At 34.1% G+C, this 18,782-nt stretch carries 13 protein-coding genes; 4 read left to right on the top strand and 9 right to left on the bottom strand.

Features of this window, described 5'->3' with window-relative positions; translation table 11 throughout:
• Position 1: 1 nt before the first annotated feature.
• The 8 genes from lpxK to ptrA all read right to left on the bottom strand — a co-directional run bounded on the left by lpxK (position 2) and on the right by ptrA (position 11,765).
• Positions 2–1,009, bottom strand: a complete 1,008-nt coding sequence (gene lpxK / locus GAPWK_RS04680; RefSeq protein WP_025315115.1) for a tetraacyldisaccharide 4'-kinase — start codon at positions 1,007–1,009, stop codon at positions 2–4.
• A gap of 96 nt (positions 1,010–1,105) precedes the next feature.
• Positions 1,106–3,415: a DNA internalization-related competence protein ComEC/Rec2 gene (locus tag GAPWK_RS04675; protein ID WP_025315114.1), complete on the bottom strand. Its 2,310-nt coding sequence runs from the start codon at positions 3,413–3,415 to the stop codon at positions 1,106–1,108.
• A gap of 313 nt (positions 3,416–3,728) precedes the next feature.
• Positions 3,729–4,019 carry an integration host factor subunit beta gene (gene ihfB, locus GAPWK_RS04670; protein WP_025315113.1) on the bottom strand — a complete coding sequence of 97 codons (291 nt, stop codon included), beginning with the start codon at positions 4,017–4,019 and terminating at the stop codon, positions 3,729–3,731.
• Between the two features lie 99 nt (positions 4,020–4,118).
• Positions 4,119–5,801: a 30S ribosomal protein S1 gene (rpsA, locus tag GAPWK_RS04665; RefSeq protein WP_025315112.1), complete on the bottom strand. Its 1,683-nt coding sequence runs from the start codon at positions 5,799–5,801 to the stop codon at positions 4,119–4,121.
• A 112-nt stretch (positions 5,802–5,913) separates the two neighbouring features.
• Positions 5,914–6,594, bottom strand: a complete 681-nt coding sequence (cmk, locus tag GAPWK_RS04660; protein ID WP_025315111.1) for a (d)CMP kinase — start codon at positions 6,592–6,594, stop codon at positions 5,914–5,916.
• A gap of 1 nt (position 6,595) precedes the next feature.
• Entirely contained in the window at positions 6,596–7,876 is a 1,281-nt protein-coding gene (aroA, locus tag GAPWK_RS04655; RefSeq protein ID WP_025315110.1) for a 3-phosphoshikimate 1-carboxyvinyltransferase, read from the bottom strand.
• 28 nt (positions 7,877–7,904) lie between these two features.
• On the bottom strand, positions 7,905–8,777 hold the full coding sequence (locus tag GAPWK_RS04650) for a helix-turn-helix domain-containing protein (RefSeq protein ID WP_025315109.1): 873 nt from the start codon (positions 8,775–8,777) through the stop codon (positions 7,905–7,907).
• 114 nt (positions 8,778–8,891) lie between these two features.
• Positions 8,892–11,765: a pitrilysin gene (ptrA, locus tag GAPWK_RS04645; RefSeq protein ID WP_038517933.1), complete on the bottom strand. Its 2,874-nt coding sequence runs from the start codon at positions 11,763–11,765 to the stop codon at positions 8,892–8,894.
• Positions 11,766–12,255: 490 nt separating this feature from the next.
• Between ptrA and GAPWK_RS04640 the strand changes: the two genes are divergently transcribed.
• Genes GAPWK_RS04640 through GAPWK_RS04625 form a run of 4 tightly spaced genes read left to right on the top strand, consistent with a single transcriptional unit; the run spans position 12,256 to position 17,090 of the window.
• On the top strand, positions 12,256–13,446 hold the full coding sequence (locus GAPWK_RS04640) for a YaiO family outer membrane beta-barrel protein (RefSeq protein WP_025315107.1): 1,191 nt from the start codon (positions 12,256–12,258) through the stop codon (positions 13,444–13,446).
• Positions 13,434–14,375 carry a hypothetical protein gene (locus GAPWK_RS04635; protein ID WP_025315106.1) on the top strand — a complete coding sequence of 314 codons (942 nt, stop codon included), beginning with the start codon at positions 13,434–13,436 and terminating at the stop codon, positions 14,373–14,375. The genes GAPWK_RS04640 and GAPWK_RS04635 overlap by 13 nt, the downstream gene beginning before the upstream one ends.
• Complete coding sequence (locus tag GAPWK_RS04630; RefSeq protein ID WP_025315105.1) at positions 14,372–15,799, top strand: glycosyltransferase family 2 protein; 1,428 nt, start codon at positions 14,372–14,374, stop codon at positions 15,797–15,799. Before GAPWK_RS04635 ends, GAPWK_RS04630 begins: the two co-directional genes overlap by 4 nt.
• A 40-nt stretch (positions 15,800–15,839) precedes the next feature.
• Entirely contained in the window at positions 15,840–17,090 is a 1,251-nt protein-coding gene (locus GAPWK_RS04625; RefSeq protein WP_238551145.1) for a hypothetical protein, read from the top strand.
• A gap of 78 nt (positions 17,091–17,168) precedes the next feature.
• Here GAPWK_RS04625 and prfC read toward each other — a convergent pair whose 3' ends face one another.
• Entirely contained in the window at positions 17,169–18,761 is a 1,593-nt protein-coding gene (gene prfC, locus GAPWK_RS04620) for a peptide chain release factor 3 (protein WP_025315103.1), read from the bottom strand.
• Positions 18,762–18,782 lie beyond the last annotated feature (21 nt).

Raw genomic sequence — 18,782 nt, 5'->3', positions numbered from 1 at the left:
TTTATTCTCTTTGAGATTTGGTTTTATCTAATAATACACAGATCTGATCAATGGCTGGTTTGGGTATCACAGCATCTATAGGCAAATACCACCAATTGGGTTGAGCAAACTGCTGACATTTTACGGCATCTTTTTCAGTCATTAAAAGTGTCTGCTCACGACTAACTACATTATTTAATAATGATAAGGTAAATTTTTGATGATCAGCAAAAGCGACGGTTTTGTTTAAATTAGCCTTCATATTAATCAGCATATCAAAAAATCTTTTCGGATTACTAATACCCGCAACGGCACAAATATTTGATAACGAAGATAACTCTTTTTTTTCTTTGGTGAGCAAATTTATCACATATTTCGGTACTAATTGCATAGTGTAAGTTTTATCAGGATATTGCTGGGTCAAATTATTTATACTATCACCATTTACAATGATTAAATCAACTGATTTCAAGCGATTTTGTCTCTCTCTCATTGGACCAGCTGGCATCCACCAACCATTACCAAATAATCGTTTACCATCCACGACAACAACTTCAATATCTCTTGCTAATGCGTAATGTTGCAAACCATCATCCGTTAAAATTACATCTAATTGATTTTGTTCTAATAATGCTTTAACAGCTTGGCATCGATTAGGCGAGACTGCTACAGGGGCATGGGTTCGTTGGTAAATAAGTACGGGTTCATCGCCTGCTTGGTCGGTTGTTGTTGTGTCATCTAAAATAAGCGGATAGTTTTCAGCTTTACCACCATATCCACGCGATACAAGACCAACTTTCAACCCTTTTGCCTGTAAAGCTTCAATCAAACCAATAGCCAATGGCGTTTTACCATTACCGCCCACTGATAAATTACCAATAATAATGATAGGTACCGGTGACCGCCAAGATTTAAAAATACCAATTTTATATAAAAAACGACGAACAAAAGCAATTAAACCATATAATAGAGAAAACGGTATTAGTAACCAAAATAACCGATTTTTACCATACCAAAGTTTTTCAATCATCACGTTAATATCACTCAATTATGTTTAGTCTTGTTTTTATACCTGTTAGATATTGCATTTACAAGATTAATTGCTTACAGCAAAAGATAAGCTATTTTACTCATAAATTGGTAAACTACCAAACCAATCATGATACCATCTTGGTTTAATTTCACTGCGCATGGTTTTTAATATCCATTTTTGATTGTCAAAAATTAGACTGATTTGCCCGGTTTTCGCGGTAATATAGTAATCTATGTCTAAATTTTTATATCTTGCTATGACTTTATCTGATGGTAACCTCCAAGGATTATATCGAGAAGTTGAGATCAATGCTTTTACTGGTTTAACATGATTTAAAAAAGCATAACTAGATGAAGTACTACTGCCATGATGAGGAATTTGCAATATGGTTGAAGCCAATTCGTTTCGAAACTTAGTGACTAATTGATATTCTTGATTGCGCTCTAAATCTCCGGTCAAAAGGACAGAAAAATGTCCATCGGTCACCTGAACCACACACGAATCTGCATTTTGTGCATACTCAACTAATTGTGTCGGCCATAGAACATTAACAGACAAATTATTCCATACAATAGTATTACCTGCTAAACATTGGTAATGGTTATCTAATGCTGAAGATGAGCTCATTAACCAGGCATTAGGATAACGACTTTGCAGTAAATCTAAACCACCTATATGGTCATTATGTTGATGGCTAATGATAATTCCTTCCAAATTTAAATTATGCCATCGTAAAAAAGGTAAAATAATCCGCTCTGCTGCGGAGCTTTTTTCCCATTTAGCCCCGGTATCAAACAAAACTGCTGATGTGCCATTATGAATAACAATTGCTAACCCATGTCCAACATCCAGCATATCTAAACGCCAATAATCCTCTTGCTGTTTAAAAAGTGGTGTGCAAAGTATCATTAAAATTATTAACAAAGTTAACCAAAAACGTCGCCATAATTCAGTACGTACAACAACAAAAGCCAACCAACCCAAAATACTTAAAAAATAAAAATCTGCGGGAATATCAAACCATAAAAAATTTAATTTATCTAAGCTAACAAATAGCAATTCAAGCGATTTATTGGCAATAAACCAGCACCATAAAGCAAGATGAAAACAATGACTAACACTAAATAACAGCGCAAAAATAATTGAAGGAAAAGTGAATAATGTAATTACAGGAATTGCAATTAAGTTTGTTAACAAGGAGACCAAACTGATACCTTGAAAAATGACCAATTGAATAGGTAACAATAATAAGGTTAAACCAAATTGTAAATGCAATAATCTGACCCAATACCAACGTTTTTTATAATTTAAAAATTTAGGTAGAGGCAACCAATCAAATAAAAAAATTAAACTCACTACCGCATAACAAGATAACCAAAAACTTTCTGATAAAATCATTAGCGGATCAAAAAGTAATAATAACGCAATGATACGGTTTAATTTTTGCCAAGCACTGATTTGACTGTTTTTAAAACGTAAATATATCCAAATAGATAATGCTAACATGGCTCGTAATGCAGGAGGATTAAGTCCTGTTAACCATGCATAAAATAGTGCAGCTAGCCATGCTATTATGATTGGGATGAAAAAGTAGATAAAACGCTGAGGAATAAAAAACATCAAAACTTTTAATAGAATACAACAAAGTCCAAAAACCAATAAAATGTGCATACCTGATATAGCCATTAGATGGGCAACACCAGTTTGCATCATAATAATTCGATGTTCATCAACCATATGACTACGATCACCAAAAGCTAATGCGATCAAAATACCTTGATAAGTGAATAGATCAATGTAAGGTAAGGTGTAATCAGCTATTAACTGCCGAATACTTAAGTTATCCTCAAGTAACTCAGCTTGAATTAATTTTGCTGATAGAAGGTTTCGATTAGCCATGGCAAAACGTTGGCTATCAAAACCACCTTCATTTAAATAGCCATGTACTACTTTTGTTTTTAAGGTTAATTGCCAGATTTGCCCTGCTTTTGGTTTAATCTGTTGGTCCCAATATACCGATATTGTTACCTTAGGATATAGCAAGGGTTGAGAATCATCATTGATTGCAAATTTTACAGGATAAGGATCGGTTGACGAAGTTGAAAATTGAGTATTTATAGTTTCAACTTCTGCTTTTACCATGATCGTTTTATCGATATATGGCTCAATTTTTGTTAAATATTGTTTAGAATACGCCACAGACCATAAAAAACTAATAGAAAATACGGTAATAATAATCACATAATTTTGAAATTTAGACGGAACAATTAGAATAATTACAATCAATATTAACACTATCACATACCATTGATAGTCACACAACAGTGAAGGTAAAAACATCAATGGCAAACAGCCAAACGAAAATATGATTGCCAATAAATCAAGTGAGAATAACTGTCGCATAAACCTAAGTAAGATTCATTTTATAGAACACTCAACTTATCATACAGGTATTAGAACAAAACAATTCATCTTGAAATTTTGGAGTTATCTCCCAATTTATTTGTGATTAGAGAATAATTTGGAAACAGTAAGTTTATTACAACACATTGTTATTTATTAATATATAAGAAAGGTTGATTTGATAATTAAATCGCTATGTGTGCAAAGATCGTATAATAGTAAAATGAATTATTGACTGTCCACAATTAAATAACAGTGAAATAAAAAGCCTTTGATCGAAATCAAAGGCTTTAAGAACGCTAATGCCTAAATATTATGCTTTAGCAGCATTATTAACTCTTTCACGTAACTCTTTACCTGGTTTAAAGTGTGGAATATATTTGTGTTTAACTTCAACATTACCACCAGTTCTAGGATTTCTTGCTTTACGTGGGGCTCGGTAATTTAAACTGAAACTACCAAAACCTCTAATTTCAACACGATCATTACTTTCCATAGCTAACGCGATCTGCTCGATGATATCTCTCACAGCATCATCAACTAGCTGCACGGGAAGATGAGCCCGCCAGTTGGCTATTTTTTCTGCTAAATCTGATCTGTTCATGGTCACTCCTAATTAATTTTGCGCGGCATAAAATTAGTTCATTTTATACTACAAAAGAAAAAGAGGGCAAGCCCTCTTTACTCTTTACATAAACATTTTTTACTCAGTTTTTGATGCTGCTTTAAATGCTTCCGCCATTGCGTTAGTAAATGATGCATCTTCTTGAGTAGTTGTGTTATTTACAGCTGCAAGTGCTTCTTTTTCATCAGCTTCATCTTTAGCACGAATTGATAAAGAAATAGCACGAGCTTTACGATCGATATTAACAATCTTAGCTTCAACTTCATCACCAGCTTTTAATGCAGTAGTTGCATCTTCAATACGTTCACGAGCGATATCTTGTGCTTTTAAGTAGCCTTCAATACCTTCTGCGATTTCGATAGTTGCACCTTTAGCATCAACTGCAGTAACAGTACCTTTAACGATTGTACCTTTTTTGTAGTTAGCTGCAAAGCTACTGAATGGGTCATCTTCAAGTTGTTTAATACCTAAAGAGATACGTTCACGTTCTGCGTCAACTTGTAACACAACAGCTTCGATATCATCACCTTTCTTGTAAGATTTAACTGCTTCTTCACCAGGCATATTCCAAGAAATATCTGAAAGATGAACTAAACCATCAATACCACCATCTAAACCAATGAAGATACCAAAATCAGTGATTGATTTGATCTTACCGCTAACTTTATCACCTTTGTTGTGTGATTCAGCAAATTGTAACCATGGATTTGGTTTACATTGTTTAAGACCTAGAGAGATACGACGACGTTCTTCATCAATTTCAAGAACAACAACTTCAACCACGTCACCTAAGCTGACAACTTTAGAAGGGTGAATATTTTTGTTTGTCCAATCCATTTCAGAAACGTGAACTAAACCTTCAACACCTGTTTCAATTTCAACAAAACAACCGTAATCAGTTAAGTTAGTTACTTTACCAGTTACTTTAGTACCTTCTGGATAACGTTTAGCAATTGATACCCATGGATCTTCGCCTAATTGTTTTAAGCCTAGAGATACACGTGAACGGTCTTTGTCAAATTTAAGTACTTTAACAAGTAATTCTTGACCCACTTCAACCACTTCACTTGGATGTTTAACACGTTTCCAAGCCATATCAGTGATATGAAGTAAACCATCAACACCGCCAAGATCAACGAATGCACCATAGTCAGTAAGGTTTTTAATAATACCTTTAACTTCTGAACCTTCTTGTAGATTTTCAAGAAGTTGTTCTCTTTCTGCACTGTTTTCAGATTCAATAACAGCACGACGTGAAACAACTACGTTGTTACGTTTTTGGTCTAATTTGATAACTTTTAATTCGATTTCTCTGTTTTCAATGTGAGAAGTATCGCGTAATGGACGAACATCAACAAGCGAACCAGGAAGGAACGCGCGAACGCCATTAAGATCAACCGTAAAGCCACCTTTAACTTTACCATTGATAACACCTAAAACTGTTGCAGCATCTTCAACTGCTTTTTCTAGTGTTAGCCACGCTTCGTGACGTTTAGCTTTTTCACGAGATAAGATTGTTTCGCCAAAGCCATCTTCAATTGAGTCAAGAACGACATCAACTACGTCGCCAACTTGAACTTCTAATTCGCCTTGGGCATTTTTAAACTGCTCTACTGGAATTGCTGATTCAGATTTTAAACCAGCATCAACTAAAACAACATCTTTGTCGATTGCAACGACAGTACCGCGGATCATATTACCAGAACGAGTGTCTAGTTGATTTAAAGACTCTTCAAAGAGTTGAGCAAAAGATTCAGTCATATTTATATACTTTAAGTTAAAATTAACGTCCACATTACATCCTGTCTTGTGGGGTTGTTGGTGATACTCCATACATCCTTATATTGGAGCGAGTTCCACGCTGTAAACAAACTTACAACGCAAGTTCTTTATTTATATACTTAATAGATTGATTGAAAACATCTTGAATAGATAGGGATGTGGTATCAATTATTAAAGCATCATCCGCAGGTTTAAGTGGCGCAACGGTTCGATTTCGATCGCGCTCATCACGCGCAGTTATCTCCTGCAAAATTTCGGCGAATTTAACATGATTTTGCTTATCTTGCAACTGTTTCATTCTTCTTTCTGCTCGGGATTCTGCACTCGCATCAAGAAATATCTTAACTGGCGCATCTTTAAACACAACACTGCCCATATCTCGACCGTCCGCAATCAGTCCTGGAGCTTGCCTAAAGTCTCGTTGGCGTTGTAACAAAGCAGTTCGAACACTAGTAATTGCAGCAACTTTGGATGCAGCCCCGCCTGTTTGTTCTGTGCGGATATCTTTTGACACATCAATATTATTTAATAAAGCTTTTACTTCACTGCCACTGGTATCAAATGTCAATGGTAAATTAAGCGCTAAATTGGCAAGTTTTTGTTCGTCATCAAGAGCAATATTTTGCTTAAGCGCCGAAAGCGCAAGCACTCGATAAATTGCGCCAGAATCTAAAAGATGCCATTTAAAATGATTTGCCAACGCTTGACATAATGTGCCCTTACCAACACCACTTGGCCCATCAACTGCAATAACAGGAACAGATTGATTCATTTTATTCTTCACTTAGTCGTTTAAATTGTTCAAAATAATCAGGAAAAGTCTTCATTGTACATTTAGGATCTAATATAGTTACTGGCGTATCAGATAATGCAACTAATGAAAAACACATCGCAATACGGTGATCATTATAAGTTTTTATCTCAGCATGGGTTAATTTAGCGGGTGGTACGATAGTAATATAGTCTTCACCCTCATCAACCGTAGCACCAACTTTTCTTAATTCTGTTGCCATCGCATATAAACGGTCAGTTTCTTTAACTCGCCAATTATAAATATTGCGAATCGTTGTTGGTCCTTTCGCAAAAAGTGCCGTTGTTGCAATAGTCATCGCTGCATCAGGGATATGATTCATATCCATATCAATGCCATTTAACTCACAGCAAGTACACTCAATATAGTCATCTGCCCACGTAATTTTAGCGCCCATTTTTTCAAGCACATGGGCAAATTGAATATCGCCTTGTAAACTTTTTTTACCAATACCTGTAACACGCACTGTACCGCCTTTAATTGCAGCAGCGGCTAAAAAATAAGAAGCAGACGAAGCATCACCTTCAACTAAATAACTACCTGGGGATTGATAACTTTGATTGCCTCTAATTGTAAATTTTTGATAATGATGATTGGTCACTGTAACACCAAAAATCGCCATCATCTTAATCGTAATATCAATATAGGGCTTAGAAACTAAATCTCCAATTATCGTGATTTCAGTATCATTTGGCGCTAAAGGTGAAGCCATTAATAATGCGGTTAAAAATTGGCTAGAAACTGAACCATTAACTTGAATATTACCGCCAATAAAACCACCGTGAATATGAAGTGGCGGGTAACCTTCATTTTCAAGATAATCAATTTTAGCACCGCCTTGACGTAACGAATCAACTAAATGACCTATTGGACGCTCTTTCATGCGCGGCTCACCAGTTAGTACAATATTATTATTGCCTAAAGATAAAGCAGCAGTAAGTGGTCGCATTGCGGTACCTGCATTCCCCAAAAAAAGCTCTAAGGCATGCGTTGAATGTAACATACCGCCTACACCTTCGACATCACAAATAGTTCGGTCATGCGATAACTGATAATTTACCCCCAACGCTGCCAAAGCATCGAGCATATAACGAACATCATCACTATCAAGTAAATTGGTTAAACGAGTATTACCCTTACTTAGAGCGGATAATAGTAATGCACGATTAGACACACTTTTAGAACCGGGTAAATTAATGGTGCCGTTAAATTTTTTTATTGGTTGTAATGTTAAAGATAACATAATGGCTCTCTTAAATATTTTGTATTCTTTAAAATTTATCTAGTGTTGTTTTTAGCAAATCAATTGCATGTTCATCTTTGGCACTATTTTGCCATAATTTATCAAATAAGGAACGATGATGTTTAATTGCATTATGCGAAGAAGTAATTGAAGCAATACCCGTTGTCACATTTGGTAATTCACCCAAACGAAAAGGACTCATTGCCAGTGAAATAGGCTCATCATTTTGATAAAAAATTTGGAAAGCAATTGATGGAATAGCTTCTTGAGTAATAGCAATGGTAGGCGCAGAAGATTTTTGCTCAATAAGTTCGATCAAATGATAGACTTCTTTACGAGCAAGCAGCATTCTTGCTGACTTTTTGCCTGGTGAAATGGTTAAGTTACCCACTAAACCTATATGCAAAAAACGTTCAACATTACGTAAGCTAATTAGATTAATTACCTTAGGTATTGATTGGTAAAACTGTATTTTACGATGTCTTAAAATTGACAAAATCATTGCATATTTTTGCGGTTCGATTGACTCGCTAGACTCTTCTAGCATCATAGCTAAATGGTTAAGATAGTTTGGTGAAGTTAATAAAAATGAGAATGGATCGAAATGAGAATAAATATGAGTTGATTGGTCTTCAAGTTGTCGCATTCTTTCAAAAAATCCTTCACCACTTGAATAATATTCAGTATCAATACCAAGTAAACTCGCAAAAGAAGTATTGAGTAAAGAAGCCAACCGCTCTAAAGTTTCTATTTTAATAATTTCACCTTTCTCTAACCGATAAACGGCTGCTCGTGAAATTTTAAGATTTTTTGCAACATCTTCCGCTTTTAGCGAAGCCGCAATTCGATATGCGCGCAAACGCTGACCTATAGCACAATAATCAATCGTTCCAGTAATCATAATACACTCAAAACATTAGGATTTTGGCAGTGTATCACATGGTGATAACAATGCCAATTTTTGTAAAAATCTTTCAGGTTTAACCTGTTTTTATGCTTATTTTTAAAACATAAATTAATTTAATAGAATTTTTTGTAAAGATGATACATTTTTATATTCAGTAAATTCTGAAATGGCTTCTGGTTGTTTTGCATCAGCTTCGCGTTTACCTAAAACTTGTGACGCTAACACTAAACCTTTTGGCTCCATAACTGCGCGATGATAATAATCAGTAAGATCTTGCTTGGTGATTTTCTTCACTTGCTCAATTTTTTTTCTTAATGAATCAAACATTAAACGGTTATTGCGAAAATCAGGTAAATAACGGTTTAATTCTTCATCTAAAGTTTGCGGTGGCATAGTTAATTCATCAAGTACCGCTTTTTTATATTGATTAATGTCATCTTTAGATAATGCATGCAATTTACTTGATATTACAGGATAAAATTCTTTATATCGTTTAAACAAATACGCTGGATCATATTGGTTACTTTGTACGATAAAGCTCATCCCTATGGAATCACCTATTGTCATAGGAGCCGCAAATACTGCATAACCTAATTGTTCATTAGTACGTATTTGATCATAAAACCATGGAGATACGATTTTAGTCAAGGTATAACTCAACATACCACTACTAATCCTATTATAGCCTGTTGGAATATAACCCATTATTAAAGCATTATCAGTACTCTTAGCTTGTTGAGTAATTTTGGCATCCAGTGAATTTTTGATAATAACATTTTCATTCGGTGTATATTCAACATCCCTTACTAACGTTTTTTGGATTGAGTGATAAAGATCTAAAGAGCTCTCGTTAGATAAATTGCCCAAACTAATCATGTATGGCACAGAACGAGAAAGTAAGTTATCACGATAATTGACAATATCTTCAATGGTAATATTGGCAGTAATTTGGCGTCGTTCATCTCGTTCATAATAATGTGGTAACACTGATAACGCATTAATCGGTTGAACAGCTAACCAGTAACTTTTAGCATGATCGGCATTATCAAGTTTTTGCAAATACCAAGATTTTGCCAAAGCTAAAGTTTGTTCATCAATAGTTACATTGCGATAACTATCAAGAATTGATGTAACCATTTTTGGTAAATGTTGACTAAAACCACTTGCTGAGATCATTAAACCATTATCGCCTTGAGTGGATAACGAAATCCCCGCTACTGCAGCTTGAAATTGCAAATTACTTAAACTTCGGTTTGCAATATAGTCAAGTAACTCAAATTCGACATCTGCTTTAGCTGAGTCGAAAGCTTGATTGTTACGTAATGAAACCACAATAGCTGCTTTAGGTTCATTTTTAAAATATTGGCTAACAAAATGGATATGATTCCCACGTTTACTAAATTCGATTGGTTGGGCTTGATCATAATTTTGTTTTGTTATCGAGAAATCATCAGGGATATAAGGATTTAATTCTGGCAACGTAAAAGTAAAACTTTTACCCAATGTTGACCAACTGGCTTTTTGTTCGCTGGTAATATTTTCAATTTTATAAGGTGCTTCGACAAAATAAGCAGTTTTATCAGTAGTTTGATCAGGAGAAATCACCCAAACTCGAATATTATCAGGCGTTAAACTTTTTAAGCGAGCAATTATTGCTGCTTTATCAAAATTTGTGGCAACATAATCAGAATTTAATACATTTTGCACTGGATAGAGCAACATCTGATCGGATAGCCATTCTACATACGACATATCCCGTTCTACATCTTCATACTTAAATTGTAATGCTAAAACTTTTCTAAGCTCTTCATAATAGGCTTCAGAAACACCTTGCTTTTGAATTAATTGTAAATAATTGAAAATAGCGCCAATTACTTTATCTTTCTGAGCAAGGCCTTCATCAGTTAAACTCACATTTATACTAAACGTACCACTATTACCATAACGAATAGAATCATAAGTTGAGCTTATACCTTCAATTAAACCTTGTTTTTTCAGTTGGTCTGATAAGGTATTTTGACTACTATTGCTGATCAAATAATTGATATATTCATCGGTTTTATCAGCAAATTTAGCCAAATTGCTTTCCATTGGAAATTGTAAAAACAGCAATTTTTTCGGTTGAGCCGGCACCATGGCAATTTGTTTACTTAGCAAATTTGGCGTTAATGCGGGTTTATCCACTTTAGGAGCAGTAATATTTTTGTTCGGGATTTTGCCAAAGGTTGCTTCTGCTAATTTTGCCAATTTATTGATGGATTGATTACTATAAATCACCCCTACCATAATATTGGATGAATAATAATCTTTATGAAAAGCCACTAAAGCATCTTGTAGCTTACTATTTGGTTTATCACTTAATGTTTCTAAGTTACCACCTGCAAATTGTGCTGCTGGATGATCAGGATTGATAGTTTCTGCATTAACTTGCCGGATTCTAAAACCATCAGTTGATCTGGCCATCGTCATTTCAGCATTAACCGCATTGCGTTCTTTATCTGCAAAATTAGAATCTAATTTAGGTTCTGCTATTGCATCAGCTAAATAATCTATCGCAGTATCTAACGCACTGTTTTCAACTTCAAAATAAAAAGCAGTACGATGAGCAGCAGTACTGGCATTATAGCTACCTGCATGGCGGTTTAAAAATTCAGAAAAACTTGATGGTTCAGGGTACTTTTTCGATCCCATCAGTACCATATGTTCTGTGTAGTGAGCTAATCCTTGCTGATCTTTGGGATCTTGAAGTGAACCTACGGGTAATGCTAATGATCCTAATGATTTTGCCGCTTTAGGATCAGAAACCAATAGTACGCGCATTTGATTTGCCAATTCAATTACCTCATATTGGCGATTATCGCGATCACTTTGTTGTATCTTTTCTAAAAGCACAGGGAAGGAAATTTTGTTTTCAATTGCAAAAGATGAATTAAAAATAAAAAACACTGATACTATAAAAAAAATAATTTTTATCTTATCCATATATTCTTCGCCTAGTAAAAAGATAATATTATAGTCTTTTTTTGATAAATTAGGGAGAAAAACAAACATTGTTTGAATGCTAAAATTTCTTTACAAAAAATAACTAGTTATAAATATCTTTTGCACAAAAATTATACTATAATTCAATCACTACCGTTGAAGAAGCAGTCTTACAATTATACGGTCAGTTCAGTAACTTTATAAATTGTTTACAATTTTATGTCACAAAAATGATGCTATCTTATCAGCATCAAAATCAATATCAGTACAAATTAACACAATTATGCAGTAGCCCCAATTGATTTAAAGTAGTTTAGATTTTTATCGAAAATGCATTGATTCAAAAAGGAAGGGAGTACTTCGTTCGACTATATTTCTAGCACTCCCTATATTGATTCCGCCAGCATTATGGTCGGAATAGTAGCTTTGTGATTGGTAAATTAAGTACATAAAAAATACCAAACAAAAATATAATGGATTAAGGATTTATATGTTCTATAGAATCGTCTTAATTATTAGTATTTTAACTTATAGCTCCACAGCTATAGCCGACAACAACGACTTTGATAACGCTATAAAAGCCGATCAACTGCTTAAAGAGAGTATAGAGGCTAAAAAGTTTCAGAATTTTAAACTCGCATTGTCAAAACTGCAAATTGCAAATCAACTATCACCAACTAATTCTGATGTCTTGGTTCAGTTGGGTTTCAATTATTATGCATTAGGCAAATTAGACCAAGCCAAACAATCATTTCAAAAGGCTTTATCCATTTCACCTAACTATGTTGATGCACAATATGGTTTGGTGAGCGTTATTTTAGCGCAAAATCCTGATGATCCAGATGAAGCGGAAAAATTGCTAAATCAATATATAGAACAATCACCTAATGATGTTCAATTGTTAACAATTAGCAAAACCATCGAAGCCATAAAAAATTCTATTCATAATTGGGATTTTAATTTAGGAGGTACCCATAGCCATTTATCAAAGTCTTATGCCGATTGGAACGAAATGGAAATGGCTCTATCTTATAAATTATCTAAAACAGATACGATAACGGGATATTTTGCACAATCACAACGTTTTCATATGAACGATCAAAAATATGGGGGAACACTTTGGCACACTTTTAACGACAGAGCGTACGGTTATTTAACAGGATTTATCTCCCCCCAAAATAAATTATTTGCCAAATACACGCTAATTAATGGAATCGATTACATTTTATTTGATTCAGTAAATCAAAATGTTAACTCTTTTCATGTTACTTTGGATATGAAGTTAGATCATTACGATGATGGGAACATTAAAAGTATCGATCCAGGTATAATCCAATATTTTTTTGGTGAACGACTGTCTTTATCAGGAAAATGGAATAATACCTTTGATCAAGATAATAAACATATGAGCGGTTTTTTACTTAAAATAACCGATTCGCCTACCGAAAAACTACACTTATTTGCTGGTTATTCTAATTCTCAAGAAACATCGGATCGGTCAAGTAATTTTACCCGTTCATTAATTAAAGTGTCTGCTCGTTTTGTTGGGTTTTCTTATGACATATCTGAAATCGTTACCATAAATATCAACTATACGAACGAAGATCGTAAAGAAACAACCCATAACCATAAGTTGTATAACAAAAATACTATAGGGTGCGGAATAAAATGGAAATTCTAATACGTTATATCAATATCTATAATGGTAGTTTTGTGCTGTTTGGTTTCATTGTAATAATCATAACCTCGATAATTTACTTTAAAAGAAGAAACCAACGGCGACACTTCAATAAGTTAAAAGTAACCTTAATTACGGCCTACAACCAAAGCATTAAACAAAACAATAAAATTATTTTTAAAAATGCCATTGATAAAACATTATCATCGGGATCACTAATACTGATTGTCGCTTTTTTTGCCAAAAAGCAACGCTATGAAGTGCAAGAATTTCTACCTTTTTTTGCAGAAGAAACATTCCAAACAAAATTACGTGCACTCTTACATAAAGGAACTGTTCAACAACGAGTTGATGCTGCTAATATGTTGTCTTACTACCCATGCCAAAAATCATTTATAGCTTTAGAAAAAGCTTGTTTAGACCCTAGGCAAGAAGTTGCTATCGCTGCTGCATTAAGCTTAGTAATCAGTAATCCCAATGTATCCTTAATCGACCTCATTACTAAGTTGTTCAATACAATACCACAAAAAGGATTATTTTGCTTTTTACGTCTTATTCCATCGTATAACTTATTACAATTTGAATCACAAGTAATTGACGAAGAATCAAGTAATTTCAATAGTACGTTACTTACCATGTTAAGAGAAATTTCCAATAACTACATAACGCCTTATGTTATGTTTGCCAGAGAAGATCAACGAGATTACATGCAACAATTATTTGAAACTTTACTTGGTTTGCAATGTAAAGCATCAGGAATCATTCACAGTTGTTATATTTTAAATTTCATTAATGAACTTTGTTATCAAGATAGGATATGTAATATTCAGGAGCTTATAACAAAAAACTTTAATTTTGATACAAAATTATTTGTTTATTGGGATGATATCAATAACAGTTTTTATAAAAATAAAGTATGGGCAACATTATGAATAGTTATATATACAACTCTTTAGTTGTTTCAATGCAAGCGACAGTTTTTATTATTATGTTTATTGGACTGTTACAAATTTTCATTTACTTTATACAACTTATCATAGCGTTATATGTGTTTTTTGATAATCCACATAAAGAAAGAAAAATACAAAGTATACAAAAAAATGACGGTATGTTACATCCAATTACAATTATTATGCCTGCTTATAATGAAAGTGTAACCATAATTGAAAGTATCAAGTCTATTCTTGCTACTGATTATCCTAATGCAGATGTGATAGTTGTCAATGATGGCTCAACTGATGATACTTTTGAATTAATTAATCAATTTTTTAATTTAGAAAAAACTTTACACAATCTCAATACTAATAATCCAAATCATCTTTCACATGCTCAAATAAAAGGTGTTTATGTTTCGCGTAAAGATAGCCGATTACGTGTTATCGATAAAGTCAATGGTGGCAAAGCTGATGCACATAACGCTGCGATTAATTTAAGTCGTTCACCGATTATTTGTCTTTTAGATGCTGATTCAATTTTAGCACCCGATGCTCTTACAAATGCTATGGTTCCCTTCATTGACGATCCAAAAACGATTGCAGTTGGCGGAACAGTACGCGTTGCCAATAGTTGTTTGATCAAAAATGGGGTAGTGAAAAAAATCAAGTTATCTAAAAAATACATTGTTCAATTACAAATTGTCGAATATATGCGTTCTTTTTTAATGGCAAAAGTTGCTTGGAATCATATTAGCGCGTTACCAATTATATCAGGGGCTTTTGGCTTGTTTCGTCGTGATTTTGCCATTCGCATTGGTGGATTTTCCGTTGGTTCGGTAGGTGAAGATTATGACTTTACAGTTAAATTACATAAATATATTTATGATTCAAAGGTTGATTATAAAATTAAATATGTCCCAACAGCCATTTGCTGGACACAGGTTCCTGAAAAATGGAGTGTTTTACGAAATCAACGTATTCGCTGGCATATTGGCGCATTACAAACATTTTTTCATTTCCAAAATTTAACTTTTGATATAAAATACCGCAGAATTAGTTTTTTAATTTTACCCTTTTCAATATTAACCGATATTATAGGGCCATTGTCTGAATTTTTAGGTTACATATTACTACCGCTCTTTTGGTATCTTGAGATTGTGAATGGTAATCTAGTCTTATCCTATTTTTTGCTAGTCATTTGTTACAATATATTAATTACTTCAGTAGCCATTGCCATAGATGGATTATTGCTAAAGGGACTTGATAAAGTAAAATATTTATTATCACTTTTTTTAATATCTTTGTTGGAAAATTTTGGTTATCGGCAAATTTGTTTGTTCTGGAAACTTAAAGGTTTTCTTCGATTGAAAAAAGGTAAAATATCTTGGGGAAAAATGGAGAGAGTCAAATTTGACAAATAATGTGATTACAATACGATTTATCCTATTACTTATACTAGCTTTGACTATAACTCCTTCTTTTGCTGTCGATCTTTTTTTATGTAAAACTCCAAACGGTACTTATAATGTGTTAGAGGAGCAATCAAATGAAGATTCATATCAGTATAAAAAAAAAGCATTTTCAAGTAAAACCCAAAACCTGATCTTTACCTCAATTTCCTCGGAAAAAGAACAAAATAACAATTTAATTTCATCTAGCTACGTTGACAACGATAAAGTTAAATCCACCACCACGACTGAAATGGTTGCTTCGATACAAAATGATAATACTATCTCCGAGAATCAAACAATTACTACCCAACCTCCTGTCATTAATAATCAACAAGTTACAAAAAAATCAATTAATCTTGGAATGTGGAATTGGGAAACTCGTACTTGGGATACTTCTCCAGAACAATTTATAATAAAAATTAAGTCTAAAGGCATCAATCAGATATATCTACAATTAGCAATTGAAAATGAAACAATAAAATTTAAAGAACAGTTAAATCAACTCCTTGATATTGCCTATGAAAATCAAATAAAAATCATTGCGGTAGAAGGTTCACCGTATATGGTCATAGACTCTGGCTTAAAAAATGCCATTAGGCGCAATAAAATAATTAAACAGTTTTGTTCTATGCGTGAAGACAAGCCTTGTCTTGCTGGTATTCAGTATGATATCGAACCTTATGTATTAAAAGAATATAATCAAGATGCCAACCATTTTTGGCAACTTTGGAATAATGCCATAGAAATGCTCAGTCAGTCATGGGGTGATAAAATCGAGGTTGTCATCCCTTTTTGGTTACTCAATAAAGATATTGACGAGCGAATTGTAAAAAACATTCAATCCTCCTATATCTCAAAATATATTATTATGGCTTACCGTACTAATTACCCAGATATTTATAATATTAGTAAGGATTGGTTAACTTGGGGTGTTCAAAACGAAAAAAAAATTATTATTGCGCTCGAAAATAGTCTACTTTTTGAAGAAGTTCAGAGTTTTTACATTCCGATTATAACTAATAACGAGATTGAAAAATTTGCATCCAATGATAGCAATGTTATTTTACGCCAAAAAGATAATCCTAGTGGTGATAATGATGTTTATACTGACTCTTCGCACTTATCTGCAAGAATAGGAAATAATGAAATTAGTTTTATGGGGGATGAGGAAAAGTTATTTGAAACGGTAAGGTTACTGGAAAATGACTTAGCTCAATGGCGATCTTTTGACGGCATTGCCCTACATGGTCTTGCTTTATAACTATAAACGCCTTTTAAATATAGCAAAAGAGCTGGCAAACCAGCTCTTTAATTATTAGCACATGTGCTCCAAAAAAGATTAATGTTCACGTGTCTTTCTAAATTCAACATCAGGATACCTCTCTTGGGTTAAATTCAAATTAACCATACTTGGCGCAATATAAGATAAGTTATCACCGCCATCTAATGCTAAATTTTGCTCACATTTGCGTTTAAACTCTTCAAGTTTCTTCACATCGCTACACTCAACCCAACGCGCTGTTGTGACATTAACTGGTTCATAAATTGCCTCAACATTATATTCAGATTTCAAGCGTGCAACCACCACATCAAACTGAAGTACACCAACAGCACCGACAATTAAATCATTGTTAGTGATTGGACGAAATACTTGCACAGCACCCTCTTCTGACAGTTGTACCAATCCTTTTAATAGCTGTTTTTGCTTAAGCGGATCTTTTAAGCGGATGCGACGGAACAGTTCTGGTGCAAAGTTAGGAATACCAGTAAATTTGAAATCTTCACCTTGGGTGAAAGTATCACCAATTTGAATTGTGCCATGATTGTGTAAACCAATAATATCGCCAGCGTAAGCTTCTTCAACATGCTCACGATCGCCAGCCATAAAGGTTAATGCATCAGAAATATTAACATCTTTAGCCAATCGAACATGACGCAACTTCATCCCTTTTTCGTATCTACCCGATACAATGCGCATAAATGCCACACGGTCACGATGTTTTGGATCCATATTGGCTTGAATTTTAAATACAAAACCGCTAAATTTTTCTTCTGATGATTCAACTTCACGTTTATCAGTTTGACGAGGTTGCGGTGTCGGTGCCCAAGCCGTTAAACCATCCAACATATGATCGACACCAAAATTACCTAATGCGGTACCAAAAAAGACTGGCGTTAAATCGCCTGATAAGAAAGCTTCTAGATCAAATTCATTTGATGCGCCTTGCACTAATTCTAACTCTTCTCGCAATTGCTTAGCTAAGTCATCGCCTACAGCAACATCTAAATCAGGATTTGTTAAACCTTTAATAATTCGAACTTCTTGAATGGTATGACCTTGACCAGATTGATACAGGTACGTTTCATCCTTAGCTAAATGATAAACACCTTTAAATAGCTTACCACACCCAATTGGCCATGTGATTGGTGCACACATGATATTGAGTTCATTTTCAACTTCATCAAGCAATTCCATCGGATCACGAATATCACGGTCAAGCTTATTCATAAAGGTTAAAATTGGCGTGGTACGCAAACGAGTAACTTCCATCAATTTGCGAGTACGATCTTCGACCCCTTTTGCCGCATCAATAACCATTAAGCAACTATCAACCGCTGTTAAAGTACGGTAAGTATCTTCTGAGAAGTCTTCATGCCCTGGAGTATCTAATAAGTTAACTAAACAATTGTTATAAGGAAACTGCATAACCGATGTGGTAATTGAAATACCACGCTGTTTTTCCATCTCCATCCAGTCAGACTTGGCATGTTGAGCATTCGCACCTCGACCTTTAACCGTACCCGCTGTTTGAATCGCCTGTCCAAATAATAGCACTTTTTCCGTAATGGTTGTTTTACCTGCATCAGGATGCGAGATGATAGCAAAAGTGCGACGTGCATTCACCTCATCTAAATAAGCTTGTTCTGTCATAAAATTAACTGTTTTAATCAA

Source organism: Gilliamella apicola (assembly GCF_000599985.1).
GTDB classification, from domain to species: Bacteria; Pseudomonadota; Gammaproteobacteria; order Enterobacterales; family Orbaceae; genus Gilliamella; species Gilliamella apicola.
The sequence above is the reverse complement of the archived record's forward strand: the minus strand, read 5'-3'. Positions and strand labels throughout refer to the sequence as shown.